Source organism: Streptomyces albospinus (assembly GCF_014648695.1).
Taxonomy (GTDB): Bacteria; Actinomycetota; Actinomycetes; order Streptomycetales; family Streptomycetaceae; genus Streptomyces; species Streptomyces albospinus.
In genome coordinates, this window is record NZ_BMRP01000066.1 from 1 (window position 1) to 16,083 (window position 16,083).

Below are 16,083 nucleotides of genomic sequence, written 5' to 3' on the forward strand. Positions count from 1 at the left end.
CCCCGCGGCCAGTGGGCCGGCGGCGGCCGGACGACGATGCAGCGGGGCGGCAACGGGCATGCGCCGGGCGGCTTCCCCGCGCCGGGCGCCGCCGGCCGCGGCTTCCCAGGGCAACCGGGCGGCGCGCTCGCCGAACGCCTCGGCGGGATGCGCGGGATGGCCGGTATGGGCGGTCTGCTCAACGGCGCCACGGTGAGCGCTGCGGCCAAGCGCCTGGTGGAGCAGGACGCGGACCGGTACACCTGGGCCGCCGCGGCCGTCGGCTCCCAGAACGCCGCGAGCTACCAACTCGCCACCCAGAAGCCGGTGATGGCGATCGGCGGCTTCAACGGGAGCGACCCGTCGCCGACCCTCGCCCAGTTCCAGCAGTACGTCGCGGAAGGGAAGATCCACTACTTCATCGCGGGTGGACGGGACGGCTTCGGCGGCGGCGCACGGGCGGGCAAGGCCGGGCGGGGCGGCGGCTTCCCCGGCGGCCCCGGTGGTCCCGGCGGCAGCCAGGGCCCTTCGTCCAAGATCAGCTCCTGGATCGAGAAGACCTTCAAGAAGGTCACCGTCGGCGGCGCCACCTTCTACGACCTGACGCAGAAGAAGGCGTAGGGCCGGGAGGAGTCGTAGGGGCGGGAGGAGGTGCAGCGCCGGGAGGAGGTGCGGCGCCGGAGGGAGGCGTAGCGCCGGGAGGCCGCGCGGTGCCGGCGCAGGGCCGGTCCGCCGCGCGGCGCCGCCCGCCCGACCGAAAACAAATGTACGGCGTATAAGGCTCCCTGTACGGTGTAAGGCAACCGCTCGCACCGTACAGGGAGTTCGTATGCCCACCGTGGCTTCCGACGCCACCGCACTCCAGCCACCCGGCAGGGTCGCCACCCGCTGGCTGATCCTGGCCGTCATCTGCATCGCCCAGCTCACCGTCGTCCTGGACAACACCGTCCTGAACGTCGCCGTCCCGTCCCTGACCGAAGAGCTGGGCGCGACCACCGCCGACGTCCAGTGGATGATCAACGCCTATTCGCTGGTCCAGTCCGGCCTGCTGCTGACCGCGGGCAACTCCGCCGACCGCTACGGCCGCAAGAAGATGCTCGCCGTCGGCCTGGTGCTGTTCGGCGCCGCCTCGCTCGGCGCCGCCCTCGCCCACACGCCCGGCCAACTGATCGCCGCCCGCGCCGGTATGGGCATCGGCGGCGCACTGCTGGTGACCACCACCCTCGCCGTCGTCATGCAGATCTTCGACGACGCGGAGCGCCCCAACGCCATCGGCATCTGGAGCTCGGTCAACTCGCTCAGCTTCGCCGCCGGCCCGCTGATCGGCGGCACGCTGCTCGACCACTTCTGGTGGGGCTCGCTCTTCCTCGTCAACCTCCCCGTCGCGGCCATAGCCCTGGCCGCCGTCGTCACCCTCGTCCCCGAGTCCAAGAGCCCCGGCGGCGAACGCCCGGACCTGCTGGGCGCACTGCTGTCCATGATCGGCATGGTCGGGGTGGTCTACGCGATCATCTCGGGCCCGGTGACCGGCTGGCTGTCGTCCCGCGTGCTGGTCTCCGCCGCCGTCGGCGTGATCGGGCTGGCCGTCTTCGCCCTCTGGGAGCTGCGCGTCCCGCACCCGATGCTGGACATGCACTTCTTCCGCAACCGCCGCTTCATCGGCGCCGTCTCGGGCGGCATCCTGGTCGCCTTCGGGATGGGCGGCTCGATCTTCCTGCTCACCCAGCATCTTCAACTGGTGCTCGGGTACGGCCCGTTGGACGCCGGTCTGCGGATGGCGCCGCTCGCGCTCACCGTCGTACTGATCAACTTCACCGGTCTCGGTGCCCGCCTGGCCCCTCGCTTCGGCACCCCCGGAATGATCGTCTCCGGGATGACCCTGCTGGCCGCCGGCCTCGCCGCGATCTCCGTCCTCGGCGGTGACAGCTACGGCGGCATGCTCCTCGGCCTGATCGTCATGGGCATCGGCGTCGCGATCGCCATGCCGACGATGGCCAACGCCGTCCTGTCCGCGATACCGCCCGCCAAGGCCGGCGTCGGCGCCGGTGTGAACGGCACCCTGATGGAGTTCGGCCAGGGCCTCGGCGTCGCCGTCCTCGGCGCGGTCCTCAACTCCCGCTTCGTCGCGCTGCTCCCGGTGGTCGCCGCCGGCGCGGGCTCCCTCCCGGCCGCCCTCGCCCATACGCACACGGCCGCCGAACGGACCGCCGTCCACGACGCCTTCGCGACCGGCATCGGCACCAGCCAACTGGTCGGCGCGGCGGCCGTCTTCCTCGGCGGTCTGATCGCCGCGGTCCTGCTGCGGCGCGCGGAACGGGCGGGCTCCGACGAGCAGGGCGCGGACCAGCAGGGCGCGGCACAGTCCGCCCCGCCGGCGCCGGGCGGCCCGGATCCCGCCGCGGCGCCGGCGGAATAGCATCGACGACACCACCGCACGAACCGAGGAGGGGCGCCATGGCAGCAGCGACGGACGGCCGCGCCGGAAAACGGCCGCACAGCGTCTGGCTGACCGAGCGCCCCCCACTCAAGCGGAAGGCGGACCAGCCGGCCGGACTCGACCTCGACAAGATCGTCGCGGCGACGGTCCGGCTGCTGGACGCGGAGGGACTGGCGAAGTTCTCGATGCGCCGCCTCGCCGCCGAACTCGGCGTCACCGCCATGTCCGTCTACTGGTACGTGGACACCAAGGACGACCTCCTCGAACTCGCGCTCGACGCGGTCGCCGGCGAGATGACCCTGCCCGACGAGTCCGACGACACCGCCGACTGGCGCGACCAGCTCCGCGTCCTCGCCACCGCCTACCGCGACATACTGCTGCGCCATCCGTGGGCGGCCCGGCTGCTCGGCGAATTCATCAACATCGGCCCGCATTCCGTGGCCTTCTCCAACGCCACCCTCCGCGTGATGGCCCGCAGCGGCCTGGACCCCGACCGGACCTCCGGCGCCCTCGCGTCCGTCTTCCACTTCGTCTACGGCTTCTCGACCGTCCGGGCCCTGCACGAAGCCCGCTGCCGCGCCGCCGGCATCAGCCTCGACGACTACTTCGGCCAGGTCGTCGCCGCCGTCTCCGACCGCCCCGAATTCGCCGAGACCATGGAGCTCTCGGCCCGCGCCGGCTACGCCCGACGCGGCGACAGCGCAGTGGACATGCTCGACCGCGACTTCATCTTCGCCCTCGACCTCCAGATCGCGGGCATCGACGCCCTGCGCGCGGACCGGGAAGGCCCCCGGACGGAGGCCTGAACGGCCTGCCGGGCCACGGGCGGTAGCGGGCGACGCGGGCGAACCCGCACGAGCGGACGGCCGCGCCCCTACCGATGCGCGGACGGCCGCGCCCTCACCGATGCGCGGGGCCGCGGCACGCAGGGCGTGGGGCCGGCGCCGCATCGCGGGCAAACTCGAACAAGCCCAGGCAAGCCCGGCCAGGACCAGTCAATCCCAGGCAGGACCAGCCAAGCCCAGGCAAACCCGGGCAACCTCAGCCAAGCCCAGGCAGGACCAGGCAACCTCAGGCAATCCCGTATCGCGTCCGGCTGCCGTCCAACTCCTGGGTAGGCATGGCCGGTTCGGAACCAAGGAAGTCCGGGAATTCCCCTTCTCGACAGGGCAGGTATATGGGCATCATGCCTCCGATTGGCCCAATGGCATCGGCCGAGGTGTCCGGAGCGTCGCATGGTCCGGCTTTCCGGGAGCCGCCGCGGGTGAGGCGCGTGAAAGCCGCGTCCCGTCCGCATGCCGATGCCCTCACCCCCCACGGAAGGCCATGCAATGCCCCGGAAAACCCTTGTGACCACGGCTGCGGCAGCGATGGTCGCGGCGCTCACGGCCCTGTCGCCGCTGTCCCCGTTGGCCCACGCCGGTGCGGCGCAGAGAAGCGGCGCGTCCGGCGAGCGCACCGTGGTCGTCTACCGCGTCCCCACGCACGACCGGGGGGACGCGCAGAAGCTGATCTCCGCCGGATTCGACCTGATCGAGCGCCGCCAGGGCAACGACCTGTTCGTCATGGGCGACCCGTCGACGGCGGCCGGGCTGCGCCGGCTCGGCTTCGCCCCCACGGCCGTCGAGACGATGAACAAGCCGCTTCCCGACCAGTCGCGTACGGCCCGCGCGACCGGTGGCGCCGGCGGCACCTACGACGGCGGCTACCACACCGTCGACGCGCACTACGCCCACCTCGACCAAGTCGCCTCCCAGCACCCGGACATGGCCAAGGTCGTCACCTACGGGCAGTCCTGGCTCAAACAGAAGGGACGCGGCGGCCACGATCTCAAGGCCGTCTGCATCACCAAGATGAAGCAGGGCGACTGCCAGCTCGATCCCAAGTCCACCAAGCCGCGGTTCTTCCTGATGAGCCAGATCCACGCGCGGGAGCTGACCACGGGCGAGGTCTCCTGGCGCTGGATCGACACCCTGACCAACGACTACGGCAAAGACCCCGACATCACCAAGCTGATGGACTCCACCGAGATGTGGGTCGTCCCGATCGCCAACCCGGACGGCGTCGACATCGTCGCCCAGGGCGGCGACAACCCCATCCTCCAGCGCAAGAACGCCGATGACGCCCAGGGCAGCAGCTGCGACGCGAACGGCCAGTCCGGCGTGGACCTCAACCGCAACGCGGGCACCCATTGGGGCGGCGCGGGCACCTCCACCGAGCCGTGCAGCGAGGTCTACCGCGGCCCCGCCGCGGACTCCGAACCGGAGAACACCGCGCTGGAGGGCCTGTTCCGCAAGCTGTACCCGGCGGTGCGCACGGGTACCGGCGACAGCGACCCGGCGCCGGCCACCGCCAAGGGCCTGATGATCAGCCTGCACAGCGATGCGAGCATGGTCCTGCTCCCGTGGGAGGCCGACCACACCATCCACACCGGCAACGACGCAGCGCTGCGCGCCCTCGCCGGACGGCTCGGCAAGCTCACCGGCTACCAGTCCGGGCAGGCCGGTGAGATCCTCTACGACGCGTCCGGCGGCACCGACGACTGGACGTACGACAAGCTGGGACTGGCCAGTCTCACCATCGAGATAGGCGACAGCGACGGCCGCAACTGCTCCGGGTTCACCCCGGCGTTCTCGTGCCAGGACAGCTACTTCTGGCCGAAGATGAAGCCCGCGCTCATCGACGCGGCAAAGCAGGCCGCGGCGCCGTACAAGACGACGGCCCGAGGCCGGTAGGAAACCCCGTACGGGTCCGGTAGCCGGCGCCTCAGCGGCGCCGGCTACTGCGCCGCTTGATCGCCGCAGCCAGAGCCACGAGCCCCACCGGCAGGAACACGGCTCCCGCTACCAGCAACTTGGCCGACATCCGCCCCACCCCGTCCGCGGGCGTCCACCACCCGAGCCACCAGGCGATGGCCAGCAGCCCCATGGCTGCCACGACACACAACGCCGACGCCACGACAGATATGGGACGGCCGCTCTGCGGCTCACCGTTCTTCGCTTCGGTCATTCGACCGACTCTACGAGCATCGCCTTGACCACGCACGCCAGTTGCGTGTCCCGGCCTCGCCACGCGTTGCCGGTCGATGCGGGCTCCTGACGCCGTCGCCACGGGGGTGGTTCCCTGAGGGACCCGATGGTCCCGCACGGTCCGGTGCCGCGGCCGTCAACTGCCGCCCGGGCAGGCCTCGTCGGGCTGGTACGGCAGGAGGATCCTCCGCGGGCCGGGCGGGAATGCCGTGCGGCACGCCGGCGGGCAGGTCCCGTCAGCCCTCTTCGTGGGAGTGGGCGGCGATCTCCGCGTTGCGGCTGCGGACGGTGCGGGGGTGCCCGGCCCGCCGGGCCGACTCGCGCTGCCGGTGCAGGGCCTGGCACACATCGCAGCCTTCCCGCGGTACGGGTTCGCGCTCCGCCGTCCCCGTGGCACACGGGGCGCATTGCCCAGCCATCCGTATTCCTCCTCTCCGCACGGGCGCGCTCACGGGTGATACAGACAGTGGGCCCGGACCGTCGGGTGCGGTCCGGGCCCACTGGTGGGTGTCGCAGGCCGGCTCCGTGGGGTGGTTGCCGGGCTGCGACGGTCGGTGGGACGGCGGTGCGGGTTACTTCTTGAAGGCCGCGACGCCGTTCGGGGTGCCGAGGCCGGTCGGGCCGTCATAGCCCTTGCCCGCGGTGCAGAGGTACGACGGCGAGCAGGAGCCGTTGGCGCCGCTGGTGACGTCGTTCAACGCGTTGGCGTGGCTGTACGGGTACGAGGCCGGGGTGTCGCCCGAACCCGGGGTGCCCGCGAGGGCGTAGACGCCGGCGATGAACGGGGACGACGCGCTGGTGCCGCCGTACACGTTCCAGCCCTTGGACTGGTAGGTGTCGTACACCGCGAGGCCGGTGGCCGGGTCGGCGACCGCGGCGACGTCCGCGACGGTGCGCTTGCCGCAGCCGGTGTCCTTCTGCCAGGACGGCTTGGCGTCGTACTTGGAGCAGCCGGAGCCGGCGCCCTCGCCGCCCGCGCTGGTGCCCCAGACCGACTCGGTCCAGCCGCGCGCACCGGTGCCGCCCTTCTTGAGCGAGGTGCCGCCGACCGCGGTGACGTACTGCGACGCCGCCGGGTACTCGACGCCGTAGCCGCTGTCACCGGAGCTGACGGTGATGGCGACGCCCGGGTGCTTGAAGTACTTGTCGTCGGAGGCGGGGTCGGTCGAGTCCTCGGGGCCGCCGTAGCTGTTGGAGACGTACTTGGCGCCCATGGTGACCGCGCGGTTCACGGCCGCTCCCAGGTCGTCCATGTTCGCGCTCTTCGCCTCGACCAGCAGGATGTGGCAGGACGGGCAGGCCGCGCTCACCATGTCCACGTCGAGGGATATCTCGCCGGCCCAACCCGCGTCCGGCGCCGGGTAGTTGGTGCCGCCGTCCTGGTCGACCTTCTTGAAGCACCCGTTGGCGGTGGTGCACGCGGGCAGCCCGTACTGCTTGCGGTAGGCGGCCAGGTCCTTCTCGGCGTTGGGGTCGTCGTTCGCGTCGACGATGGCGACGGTCTGGCCGCTGCCGCCCGTCTTGGGGAGGTTGTACGCGCTCTGGAGGTCGGCGGGGCCGAGTCCGGACGGCGCGGCGTTCCGCTTGAGGGACAGCTGCTGCTTGACGTCCGTACGGGCCACCGCGTTGCAGGCCATGTAGCCGGGGTGCGCGGGCTGCGCACACAGCCGGTGGGTGGGGACGGTGGCCGACGCGGTGGGGGTCGCGGGTGCCGGGGCCGCCCCGGCCGGGCCTGCGGCGATGAAGCCGCCGACGGCGAGGGTCGCCGCCGACAGGAGGGCGGGGACTCCGCGGCGGGCCAGCTTCTTCGTGCGGTCGGCTCTGTTCGTTCGCTCGGAACGCAAGGGAATGACCTCCGTGGGGGGAAGGGGGCGACGGCAGCCCGGAGTTCGGGGAACGCCGGACGGGGGTGGCGGGCAGGGAACGCCGGAAGGCCGGGAGGCGGCTGATGTCAGGGACATGACATGCACTGATGCGTGTCGTGCCCCGTCGCTCCGTCCATCCGTCCGTCCGCCGAACCGGCTGCCCGTCCATCCCGTACTGCCGAGGACGAGTCGCACACGTGCTCTCGGTGATCCCGTGACCGCGTGATCGTGGGGGTCGCGTGATCTCGGTATGCCACCCCGGTCAGTGGTGGCTTGTTAGAAAAGTAGTGAACAGAATGTCAAAGGGCTACCGAAGTACGGCAAAGGCTTTCCATGGTCTGTGAGCGGAGACCGCTCCGGGGGTCCTTCGGGGCGGGCCGCAGGCATATACCTTGTCCTCTCATGGAGTTGGAAGAGGACGCCGTCGGCCACCTCGTGGCGCTCGGCCTGGCCCGGTACGAGGCGCGGGTCTATCTCGCGCTGATCAAGCGCGAGTCGTACACGGCCGCGGAGGTCGCCCGCGAGGCGGACGTACCGCGCCAGCGGGTCTACGACGTGCTGGACGCACTGGTCCGGCGCCGGCTGGCGAACGCGCACACCGGGCGGGTGGCGACGTACTCCGCCGTCGCCCCCGAACTGGCCATGACCCGGCTGATGGCCCTGCAACGCGAGTCCCTGGAGCGGCTGGAGCGCGCCTCCGGCACCTTGGCCGCCGCGCTCCAGCCGCTGTGGTCCGACGGCCGCGGGCACACCGACCCGCTCGACTACGTCGAGATCCTGCGCGATCCGACGGTCATCGCCGAGCGCTTCGCCGAGATCCAGCGGCAGGCCCGGCACGAGCTGCTGTCCTTCTGCAAGCCGCCGTTCGTCGCGCCCGCGGAGAACGCCGAGGGCATCAAGGCCGCGCGCCGGCTGCACCGCGGCGGCGGCACCGTCCGGGCCATCTACACCTCCGGCGCCCTGGAGGACGCCGGCATGCTCGCGAACGTCCGCAGCTTCGGGAAGGCCGGCGAGGAGGCCCGCTTCACGGCGGACCTCCCCCTCAAACTGGTCATCGCCGACGCGTCGGTGGTCCTGTGCGACATGCCCGACCCGGTGGCCGGCGCCGGCTCCACCACCGCCCTGGTCATCGAGCACTCGGCCCTCGCCGCGTGCCTGCGGCTGGCCTTCCTGACGGTCTGGGAGAGCGCGGCCACGGTTCCGGAATCGATCGAGATGCTGAATTCCTGAGGCCCGGGGCGGTCGCCCCGGGGCAACGGGCGGCGCCGGAACGGGGTGACCGGGGAGGCCGGCCGGCCTCCCCGTGCGACGAGGCGCGTGGCGGGCGGCGCGTGGCAGCGGTCGGTCAGGCGAGTGGGGCGGGCCGGTCCGCGGTCCGGTCGAGGAGGTGCCGGACCCCGGCCGCGACGGCCTCCGGCCGCTCGGCCTGGACGAGGTGACCGGAGTCGACCTCCTCGAACCGCCCGTCGGGCAGCGTCTCGGCCCAGCGCCGCTGGTGCTCGGCGATGACGGCGTGCTGCTGCCCCCGGCCCTTCGCGGGGCGGGACGCGGAGAGCAGGACCGTCGGGCAGGCCGGAAGGGCGGGCGGCTCGGCGCGGAGCCGGGGGATGGCCGCGGCCACGGCCCGGAACTCCCGCCGCGTCTGTGCGATGCCGGCCGGGACGAAGTCCTCGGCGAGCATGGTCTCGTAGGTGTCCGCCGGGAAGACGCGGCGGACGTTCCCGCTGGCCATACGGGCCAGCGGGCGGAACCGCACCAGCCGCTGCGTCACGCTCAGCGCGCGGTCGACCTGTACGGCGGTCCGGTCGAACGTGTCGTAGACGGGCGCGCCCTCCGGTGTCGGATCGAGCAGCAGCAGTCCGCGCAGCCGCGAGCCCAGGCTCTCCGCCGCGCGGCGCGCGACCAGCCCGCCCATGCTGTGCGCGACGAGCACGAACCGGCCGGGCACGACCGCCTCGACCATGGCGACCAGGTCCGCCGCCATGTCGTCGATGCCCAGGCGCGCCGTCGTCCGGCCGCTGCGGCCGAAGCCGGCCCGGTCGTAGGCCACCAGCCGGGCCCGGTCCGCCAGCAGGGGCAGCACCGCGTCCCAGCAGGTGCGGCCCAGGCCCTGGCCCGCTTCGAAGACCACCCGGTCCGGCCCGCTGCCGGACTCCTCGACATGGACGGACCGCCCGTTCACCGGTACCGCCCGCCCCGTTTGCTCACGCATTGTTCCCCTCCCGCGACCAACGTTTTCAATTTAGATAACGGTATCGCATGTGAAACAGTAGCTTCTATGGACACCATCGAGCTGCTTCTCCACCCGGTTCGCCTGCGTGTGGTGCACGCGCTGTCCGGCGGCCGGGTGCTGACCACCTCCGAGCTGTGCGCGCGGATGCCCGAGGTGTCGAAGGTGACCATGTACCGGCATGTCGCCCTGCTGGCCGAGGCGGGCTTCCTGGAAGTGGCCGAGGAGCAGCGGGTGCGCGGCGCCGTCGAGCGGCACTACCGGCTGCGCCAGGACCGGCCCGTCGTCGACGCCGATGCGGCAGCCGCGATGTCGCCGGACGACCACCGCCGGGGCTTCGCCTCCGCCATGGCGGTGCTGATCGCGGAGTTCAACGCCTACCTCGACCGCGACGGCGCGGACCCGACCGCCGACGGGGTCTCCTACCGCCAGGGCACGTTCTGGCTCACTCCGGACGAACTCACGGAGCTGAGCTGCGAGTTGCTCAACGTACTGGCGCCCCGGCTCGCCAACCGCCCGGAGGGAGGCCGCGCCCCGTACCTCCTCAGCCCGATCCTCTTCCCGGCCGGGCGGACGCCCTCCGGCGAGGAGCGGCCGTAGCGCCGGAGCCCGCGGTCCGCGCGCCGTACCGCAGGCCGGGCCCGGCTCCCGGCAGACGGACGCGGCCCCGCCGTTCCGCTGCTGCCGGTTGTGTCAGCAGTGGAACGGCGGGGCCGCGTCATGAGCGCGCGGGGCGGTCTGCGCCTCCGGCACGATCGAGTCGATCGGCGTCAGGCCCTTGTCGGTGTCGGTGTCGGTGTGGCTGTCGGCGGTCGCGCGCGGACGCGCGCCGTGCCGCCCTCACCCCATGGGCAGGGTCTCGCCCTGGACCGCCTGGATGTCGAGTTCGACCTTGAGGGTGGTGCCGATGGCGGCGATGCCGGCGGCGACGACCTGGTTGTAGTTCATCTTGAAGTCCTCGCGGCGCAGTTCGGCGGTGGCACGGAACGCCGCGCGGACGCCGCCCCACGGGTCGGGGCCGGTGCCGAGGTAGCTCAGGCCGAGGTCCACGGGGCGGACGACGCCGTGCAGGGCGAGGTCGCCGTGGACGGTCCAGCGGTCCGGTCCGGCGGGCTCCAGACCGGTGCTGCGATAGGTGATCTCCGGGTAGACGTCGACGTTGAGGAAGTCCTCGTTGCGCAGGTGGCCGTCGCGCATGCCGTTGCCGGTGTCGATGGACGCGGCCTTGATCACGGCCTCGACGCGCGACTTCTCGATGTCCTGCGCGATGTCGATCCGGCCGCTGAACTCGGTGAAGCGGCCGTGCACGCTGGAGATGCCCAGGTGCTGGGCGACCGCGGCCACCGTGGAGTGCATGGGGTCGATGGTCCAGGGGCCGGGCGGCGGCAGTTCGGCCCCGCCCTGGCGGGCCAGGACGACGGTGCCGACGTCCATCCGGCCGCTCGCCGTCACGATCGCGGTGGAGGCGACCGGTGCGTAGCCGACGGCCGTCACGATGACCGTGTACGGTCCGGCTGCCAACTGCTCCCCGCTGCGGACCCGGCCCTCCTCGTCGGCGCCCTCGCGCAGCACCTGCGCGCCCGTCATGTCGGTGACGGTCAGTACGGCGTGCTGTACCGCCCAGCCGTCCCGTGTGCGGACCTGCGCCCGTACACCCGCAGCTCCCGCGCCCGTCGAAGTCATTGCCTCTCCCGTTTGTTGCCTGATGGGGGTGCCCCCTGCCCGAGCGAAGTCGGGAGCGTGGGGGACGGTCGGGCTCCAAAGGGCCCTGGTACGTGGGGTGCCGGACCCTGGCCGGCCCCGTCCGTGTCGGGCTCCGGCGGCGGCGTGCAGGCCGTCCCCTGCCTGTGCGCAACGCCGCCGGCCGGAGCCCTGGGGTCCGGGCCGGGGCGCGCCTCCGCTCAACGCGCGCCCCGGTCCGGGGCTTTGGTGTCCCGGGCCCGCCGGTGTCCCGGCCGGGCCCGGTTCCCGGTCAGTCCCCGGGGTGCGCGAGCTGGACGTCGTAGCCGTCCACCCCGTGCGCGTCGACCGCGAGGCCGGTGGCGACCGGCGGGTAGCCGCTCGCGATGACCGTGTAGTCGCCGGCGTCCAGGTCGGTGAAGGCGTACGCGCCGTCCGCCCCGGTGGTGGAGGTGGCCACGACGCTGCCCGCCGCGTCCACCAGCGTGACCCGTGCGTCGGTCAGCGGGACGCGGTTCGCCCCGGCCCGTACGACGCCCTGCACCCGCGCGCCGGACAGCAGCGCGATCTCGATGCGGGTGGTGCCCTGGCCGCCGACCTCGACGGGCTGCGCGGTGGGCCGGAAGCCGGCCGCGTTCACCGCGACGGTGAAGGTGCCCGGCGCCAGCTCGGCGAAGGAGAAGTGGCCCTCGGCGTTGGTCGTTCCGGTCGCCAGCACCTCGCCGCGGACGTCGGTGACGACGACCATCGCACCGCCTACCGGCTGGCCGGTGACCGCGCTGCGGACCTGGCCGCCGAGGCCGCCGGTGCCGCTGAGCAGGATGTCGAAGCCGTGGGGCGTCTCGCCGACGACGACCGTGGACGCCAGCGGCTGGTGGCCGTCGGCCGCGGCTATCAGGACGTACGAGCCGGCGCCGGGGGCGTTGAGCACGTACGAGCCGTTGGTCTGGGCCACCGCGCGGCCCAACTGGCGCCCGCCGAGCGAGATCAGCGTGACGGCCGAGCGGGGCACCGGGTTGCCCTCGGCGTTGCGGACGAAGCCGTGGATCGCGGGGCCGGCCGGGACGGCGTCACCGCCGCCGGCGGACGCGTACGCCGCCAGGGGCCCCTCCGCCGTGGCCGGCTGCGCCCAAGAGGGCGTGTGCAGACCGTCGTCCTCGGACGGGGACGGGACGGCACCGACGAGGGCGGGCTCCCGCTCCTCGGCGGGGGCCGCGGCCGACGCCGCCGTGACGGGGGCCGGCGCCGCGGTGGCGGCGGGGGCCGGGGACTCGTCGCTGTCGCCGTCTCCGGCGAGGACGCGCTCCGAACCGGACTTGCTGCGCAAGGCGACCTCCTTGATGAACAGGGTGATGAGCAGGGCGAGAAGGGCGCACGGGGCCGCGTAGAGGAAGACATCGCCGACGCCGTGACCGTATGCGTCCTCCATGATCGACCGGATCGGGGCGGGCAGCGAGGACAGGTCCGGAATTCCTTCGCCGCCCGTGCTGCCGTGGCTCGCCGCCGCCGCGGCCTTGGGGCCGAGAGCGGTCAGGCCGTCGGTGACGTAGTGCGTGACCCGGTTGGCGAGCGCCGCGCCGAGCGCCGAAACGCCCACCGCACCACCGAGGGTACGGAAGAAGGTGACCAGCGAGCTGGCCGAGCCGATGTCCTGCGGCGCGACCTGGTTCTGCGTCGCCAGGACCAGGTTCTGCATCATCATGCCGACGCCGAGGCCCATCAGGGCCATGTAGACCGCCGAGTGCCAGTACGGGGTGTCCGCGCGCAGCGTGCCCAGCAGGGCGAGGCCCGCGGTGAGCAGCACACCGCCGCTGACGAGGAAGATCTTCCAGCGCCCGGTGCGGGTGATGATCTGGCCGGAGATCATCGAGGAGAGGAACAGGCCCATGACCATCGGGATGGTCATGACGCCGGACATCGTCGGGGTCTTGCCGTGTGCCAGCTGGAAGTACTGCGAGAAGAAGACCGTGCCGCTGTACATCGAGACGCCGACGAACATCGAGGCGACCGCGGCCAGCGTGATCGTCTTGTTGCGGAACAGCCGCAGCGGGATCAGCGGTTCGGCGGCCTTCGACTCGACGACCACGAAGATCACCGCGAGCACGATCGCCCCGCCGACCATGGCGTAGGTCTGCCAGGAGATCCAGTCGTAGTTCTTGCCGGCCAGGGTCACCCACACCAGCAGCAGCGTCACCGCGGCGGCCACGAAGAACGAGCCGGCCCAGTCGACCTTCACGCCCTCGCGCTTGACGACCGGCAGCTTCAGCGTCTTCTGGAGCACGATCAGCGCGATGACCGCGAACGGCACACCGACGTAGAAGCACCAGCGCCAGCCGAGCCAGCTGGTGTCGGTGATGACACCGCCGAGCAGCGGGCCGCCGACGGTCGCGACCGCGAAGGTCGCGCCCAGGTAGCCGCTGTAACGCCCGCGCTCGCGTGGGGAGATCATCGCGGCCATCACGATCTGGGCCAGGGCGGACAGACCGCCCACGCCTATGCCCTGCACCACACGGCAGGCGATCAGCATGCCGGTGTTCTGCGACAGACCGGCGACGACCGAGCCGCCGACGTAGATGACCAGCGCGATCTGGACGAGCGCCTTCTTGCTGAACAGGTCGGAGAGCTTGCCCCACAGCGGGGTGGTCGCGGTCATCGCCAGCAGCGCCGCCGTGACGACCCAGGTGTACGCGCTCTGCCCGCCGTGCAGGTCATGGATGATGTGCGGCAGCGCGTTGGAGACGATCGTCGACGACAGGATGGCGACGAACATGCCGAGCAGCAGCCCGGACAGCGCCTCCATGATCTGACGGTGCGTCATAGGGGCATTGCCGGGAGCGCTGTGGCCGCCCCCATGCTTGGCGCGCCCGCCCCGCACACCGGCTGGTGAGGTCGTGGCCATGTGGTTCCTTACTTCCTTTTCATCCTGCTGCGGGTGTACGGGTGGCGGCGGGGGAGTCGTGGTGCGCCCGGATACGGCAGTCGCCGAAGCTCGTACGGAGCCTGGCGAGCAGCTCGACGAGGTGCCCGACGTCGGTGTCGGTCCAGTCGTGCAGGTACCGGGCGAGGGTCTGGGTGTAGCGCTCGGCGAGCTCGTCCAGGAGCTGCCTGCCGCTCGGGGTCAGCCGGAGCAGCCGCGACCGCTTGTCCGCCGGATCGGGCTTCCGCTCGATCCAGCCGCGCTCGGCGACATGGGCGACGTGCCGGCTGGTCACCGACATGTCGATCGCGAGCAGCTCGGCCAGCTGGCTCATCCGCATCTCGCCGTGGCGGTCGAGAAGCGTGAGCACTCCGGCCGAAGCGGGCGGGCATTCCTGGGGCAGCATCCGCCCCATCTCCCGCTTGACGGCCCCGATGGCGCTGAGTTGCCGGGCCAGCTCTTCGTACTGACTGTGAGCGGCCATCGGCTCCTCCACGCCTCGTCACCTTCGCACATCTTTTGTTGCTTGGGGCAACCATAAACACTGTTGGTTGCTGAAGGCAAACGATTTGTCGGACGTCGGGGCATGGGAATGGCAAATTCCGACCCGTGATCTGGTCAAGAAAGACGACTTGGTGCGTAAAGATGCTGGTCGATGAGCTAGGCGCCCCAGGGGTGTCGGGTACGTGCCCTTTGCCGCGCCATGCCCCTTCGCGGCGGCCCGGATGCGCCAGCCGATGGAGTGCCATGCACGCGTCACGTGCCGCCCTGTGTGCGCTGCGTGCGCACCGGGCGCTCCCGCCGCGGTCCGCGGTCCGCCCCCGCGCGCGGAGGATACGCGCCCCAGGGGTGCCCTCGCGCGCCCGGTTCGCTAGGGTCCTTCCCCATGGCGACCAACCCGCAGAACCCGGCCGAGGGCAACTACGACCCGGCGGGCAGCACGCAGATGTTCCGCGCCTTCGTCGACGAGGGCGGCACCCCGCAGGCCGGCGGTCGGCGCACCGCGGCCCCGCAGCAGTCGAGCGGCCCCCGCGTGGGCCTCATCGTCGGCGTGATCGTCGCGATCGTGGTGGTGGCGGGGGCGGCCTGGCTGGCGCTGGGCTGACCGCCCGGCGGGCCGTGACCTGAGCCGGACCGGGGCCCCCGCGGCTCCGCTCCGCCGGCCCTGCGCCGGCTGCGCCGAGCGCGTCCGCGCGCACCAGTACCGCCCGAACTCGGCCCGACCGTCGCCGAGTACGGCATCGGGTACGGCACGAGTACGACATCGGGTACGTCATCCCGGTCGCGCTGCACCGGTCCCGCGCCCGGCCCGTACGGCGCCGGGGCGCACCGCCCGCGGGGCCGCCCGGCAGTGCCCCGGGCCGGCACCCGGACCGGGGCATGTCCCGCCGGAGCGGCCGGTGTTGGGGGTCAGTCCTGGTCCGCCGCCGCCTTGATGGCGGCGATGTCGAGCTTCTTCATGCCCATCAGGGCCTTCATGGCGCGGGTCGCCCGGGACTGGTCCGGGTCGTTGAGGATCTCGGCCATTCCCTCGGGTGCGACCTGCCAGGACAGGCCGTACTTGTCCTTCAGCCACCCGCAGGGTCCCTCCTCGCCGCCCTCGGAGAGCCTGGCCCAGTAGTAGTCGATCTCCTTCTGGTCGGCACAGGTGACCGAGAGGGAGATCGCCTCGCTGAAGGTGAACTCCGGGCCGCCGTTGAGCGCCGTGTAGTCCTGGCCGTCGAGCGTGAACTCGACGGTCAGCACGGTGCCGGCCGGGCGCGGACCGGCCTCGTTGTAGTGCGTGACGGCCCTGATCTGCGAGTTCGGGAACACCGAGCAGTAGAACTCGGCGGCCTCCAGGCCCTGGGTGTCGAACCAGAGGGTGGGGGTGATCTTCGGCATGGCGCGCTCCTGGTGTGTGGCGTGGCGACGGCTCCGGATGGGTCGGCCGCTCTGTGTATCGA

Annotated in this window: 15 protein-coding genes; 7 read left to right on the top strand and 8 right to left on the bottom strand. The window is 72.1% G+C overall.

All coding sequences use genetic code 11. From position 1 onward, the window contains the following. The 4 genes from IEZ17_RS38385 to IEZ17_RS38400 all read left to right on the top strand — a co-directional run. Positions 1-600, top strand: a 600-nt coding sequence (locus IEZ17_RS38385) for a mannosyltransferase YkcB-related protein (protein WP_506005277.1), incomplete at its 5' end; no start/stop codon positions are given. Between the two features lie 208 nt (positions 601-808). After that, a complete protein-coding gene (locus tag IEZ17_RS38390) occupies positions 809-2,395 on the top strand; it encodes an MFS transporter (protein WP_189308265.1) in 1,587 nt (528 codons plus the stop codon). A 38-nt stretch (positions 2,396-2,433) separates the two neighbouring features. Then, positions 2,434-3,222, top strand: a complete 789-nt coding sequence (locus IEZ17_RS38395) for a TetR/AcrR family transcriptional regulator (RefSeq protein ID WP_189308266.1) — start codon at positions 2,434-2,436, stop codon at positions 3,220-3,222. Positions 3,223-3,765: 543 nt separating this feature from the next. After that, on the top strand, positions 3,766-5,151 hold the full coding sequence (locus tag IEZ17_RS38400) for a M14 family zinc carboxypeptidase (protein WP_229853040.1): 1,386 nt from the start codon (positions 3,766-3,768) through the stop codon (positions 5,149-5,151). A gap of 31 nt (positions 5,152-5,182) precedes the next feature. Here the strand turns inward: IEZ17_RS38400 and IEZ17_RS38405 are convergent, their stop codons facing one another. From IEZ17_RS38405 to IEZ17_RS38415, 3 genes are all read right to left on the bottom strand, one after another. Further along, positions 5,183-5,425 carry a hypothetical protein gene (locus IEZ17_RS38405; RefSeq protein WP_189308268.1) on the bottom strand — a complete coding sequence of 81 codons (243 nt, stop codon included), beginning with the start codon at positions 5,423-5,425 and terminating at the stop codon, positions 5,183-5,185. A 256-nt stretch (positions 5,426-5,681) separates the two neighbouring features. Further along, a complete protein-coding gene (locus IEZ17_RS38410) occupies positions 5,682-5,864 on the bottom strand; it encodes a hypothetical protein (protein WP_189308269.1) in 183 nt (60 codons plus the stop codon). A 153-nt stretch (positions 5,865-6,017) separates the two neighbouring features. Beyond that, positions 6,018-7,247 carry a S53 family peptidase gene (locus IEZ17_RS38415; protein ID WP_189308290.1) on the bottom strand — a complete coding sequence of 410 codons (1,230 nt, stop codon included), beginning with the start codon at positions 7,245-7,247 and terminating at the stop codon, positions 6,018-6,020. 465 nt (positions 7,248-7,712) lie between these two features. Here IEZ17_RS38415 and IEZ17_RS38420 point away from each other — a divergent pair, with 465 nt between their 5' ends. Then, positions 7,713-8,540, top strand: a complete 828-nt coding sequence (locus IEZ17_RS38420) for a TrmB family transcriptional regulator (RefSeq protein WP_189308270.1) — start codon at positions 7,713-7,715, stop codon at positions 8,538-8,540. A gap of 115 nt (positions 8,541-8,655) precedes the next feature. On the opposite strand, the gene IEZ17_RS38425 is transcribed toward IEZ17_RS38420, so the two are convergent. Next, complete coding sequence (locus IEZ17_RS38425) at positions 8,656-9,522, bottom strand: alpha/beta fold hydrolase (RefSeq protein WP_189308271.1); 867 nt, start codon at positions 9,520-9,522, stop codon at positions 8,656-8,658. Positions 9,523-9,588: 66 nt separating this feature from the next. On the opposite strand from IEZ17_RS38425, the gene IEZ17_RS38430 reads away from it, so the two are divergent. Next, entirely contained in the window at positions 9,589-10,140 is a 552-nt protein-coding gene (locus IEZ17_RS38430) for a helix-turn-helix domain-containing protein (protein ID WP_189308272.1), read from the top strand. Between the two features lie 240 nt (positions 10,141-10,380). On the opposite strand, the gene IEZ17_RS38435 is transcribed toward IEZ17_RS38430, so the two are convergent. The 3 genes from IEZ17_RS38435 to IEZ17_RS38445 all read right to left on the bottom strand — a co-directional run bounded on the left by IEZ17_RS38435 (position 10,381) and on the right by IEZ17_RS38445 (position 14,621). Next, positions 10,381-11,223 (bottom strand): YceI family protein, encoded by an 843-nt coding sequence (locus IEZ17_RS38435; protein ID WP_189308273.1) that lies wholly within the window; start codon positions 11,221-11,223, stop codon positions 10,381-10,383. A gap of 289 nt (positions 11,224-11,512) precedes the next feature. Further along, complete coding sequence (locus IEZ17_RS38440) at positions 11,513-14,038, bottom strand: MFS transporter (RefSeq protein ID WP_506005278.1); 2,526 nt, start codon at positions 14,036-14,038, stop codon at positions 11,513-11,515. A 100-nt stretch (positions 14,039-14,138) separates the two neighbouring features. Then, positions 14,139-14,621 (bottom strand): MarR family winged helix-turn-helix transcriptional regulator, encoded by a 483-nt coding sequence (locus IEZ17_RS38445; protein ID WP_189308275.1) that lies wholly within the window; start codon positions 14,619-14,621, stop codon positions 14,139-14,141. A gap of 402 nt (positions 14,622-15,023) precedes the next feature. On the opposite strand from IEZ17_RS38445, the gene IEZ17_RS38450 reads away from it, so the two are divergent. Continuing rightward, a complete protein-coding gene (locus tag IEZ17_RS38450) occupies positions 15,024-15,242 on the top strand; it encodes a hypothetical protein (protein ID WP_189308276.1) in 219 nt (72 codons plus the stop codon). Positions 15,243-15,547: 305 nt separating this feature from the next. On the opposite strand, the gene IEZ17_RS38455 is transcribed toward IEZ17_RS38450, so the two are convergent. Continuing rightward, complete coding sequence (locus IEZ17_RS38455) at positions 15,548-16,021, bottom strand: VOC family protein (protein WP_189308277.1); 474 nt, start codon at positions 16,019-16,021, stop codon at positions 15,548-15,550. Positions 16,022-16,083: the final 62 nt, after the last annotated feature.

What these genes read in the sequence shown, in the direction of transcription:
- IEZ17_RS38390 (WP_189308265.1), top strand. Translation starts at nt 809, where the DNA reads ATGCCCACCGTGGCTTCCGACGCCACCGCACTCCAGCCACCCGGCAGG.
- IEZ17_RS38395 (WP_189308266.1), top strand. Translation starts at nt 2,434, where the DNA reads ATGGCAGCAGCGACGGACGGCCGCGCCGGAAAACGGCCGCACAGCGTC.
- IEZ17_RS38405 (WP_189308268.1), bottom strand. Translation starts at nt 5,425, where the DNA reads ATGACCGAAGCGAAGAACGGTGAGCCGCAGAGCGGCCGTCCCATATCT.
- IEZ17_RS38410 (WP_189308269.1), bottom strand. Translation starts at nt 5,864, where the DNA reads ATGGCTGGGCAATGCGCCCCGTGTGCCACGGGGACGGCGGAGCGCGAA.
- IEZ17_RS38420 (WP_189308270.1), top strand. Translation starts at nt 7,713, where the DNA reads ATGGAGTTGGAAGAGGACGCCGTCGGCCACCTCGTGGCGCTCGGCCTG.
- IEZ17_RS38425 (WP_189308271.1), bottom strand. Translation starts at nt 9,522, where the DNA reads ATGCGTGAGCAAACGGGGCGGGCGGTACCGGTGAACGGGCGGTCCGTC.
- IEZ17_RS38430 (WP_189308272.1), top strand. Translation starts at nt 9,589, where the DNA reads ATGGACACCATCGAGCTGCTTCTCCACCCGGTTCGCCTGCGTGTGGTG.
- IEZ17_RS38435 (WP_189308273.1), bottom strand. Translation starts at nt 11,223, where the DNA reads ATGACTTCGACGGGCGCGGGAGCTGCGGGTGTACGGGCGCAGGTCCGC.
- IEZ17_RS38440 (WP_506005278.1), bottom strand. Translation starts at nt 14,038, where the DNA reads ATGACGCACCGTCAGATCATGGAGGCGCTGTCCGGGCTGCTGCTCGGC.
- IEZ17_RS38445 (WP_189308275.1), bottom strand. Translation starts at nt 14,621, where the DNA reads ATGGCCGCTCACAGTCAGTACGAAGAGCTGGCCCGGCAACTCAGCGCC.
- IEZ17_RS38450 (WP_189308276.1), top strand. Translation starts at nt 15,024, where the DNA reads ATGGCGACCAACCCGCAGAACCCGGCCGAGGGCAACTACGACCCGGCG.
- IEZ17_RS38455 (WP_189308277.1), bottom strand. Translation starts at nt 16,021, where the DNA reads ATGCCGAAGATCACCCCCACCCTCTGGTTCGACACCCAGGGCCTGGAG.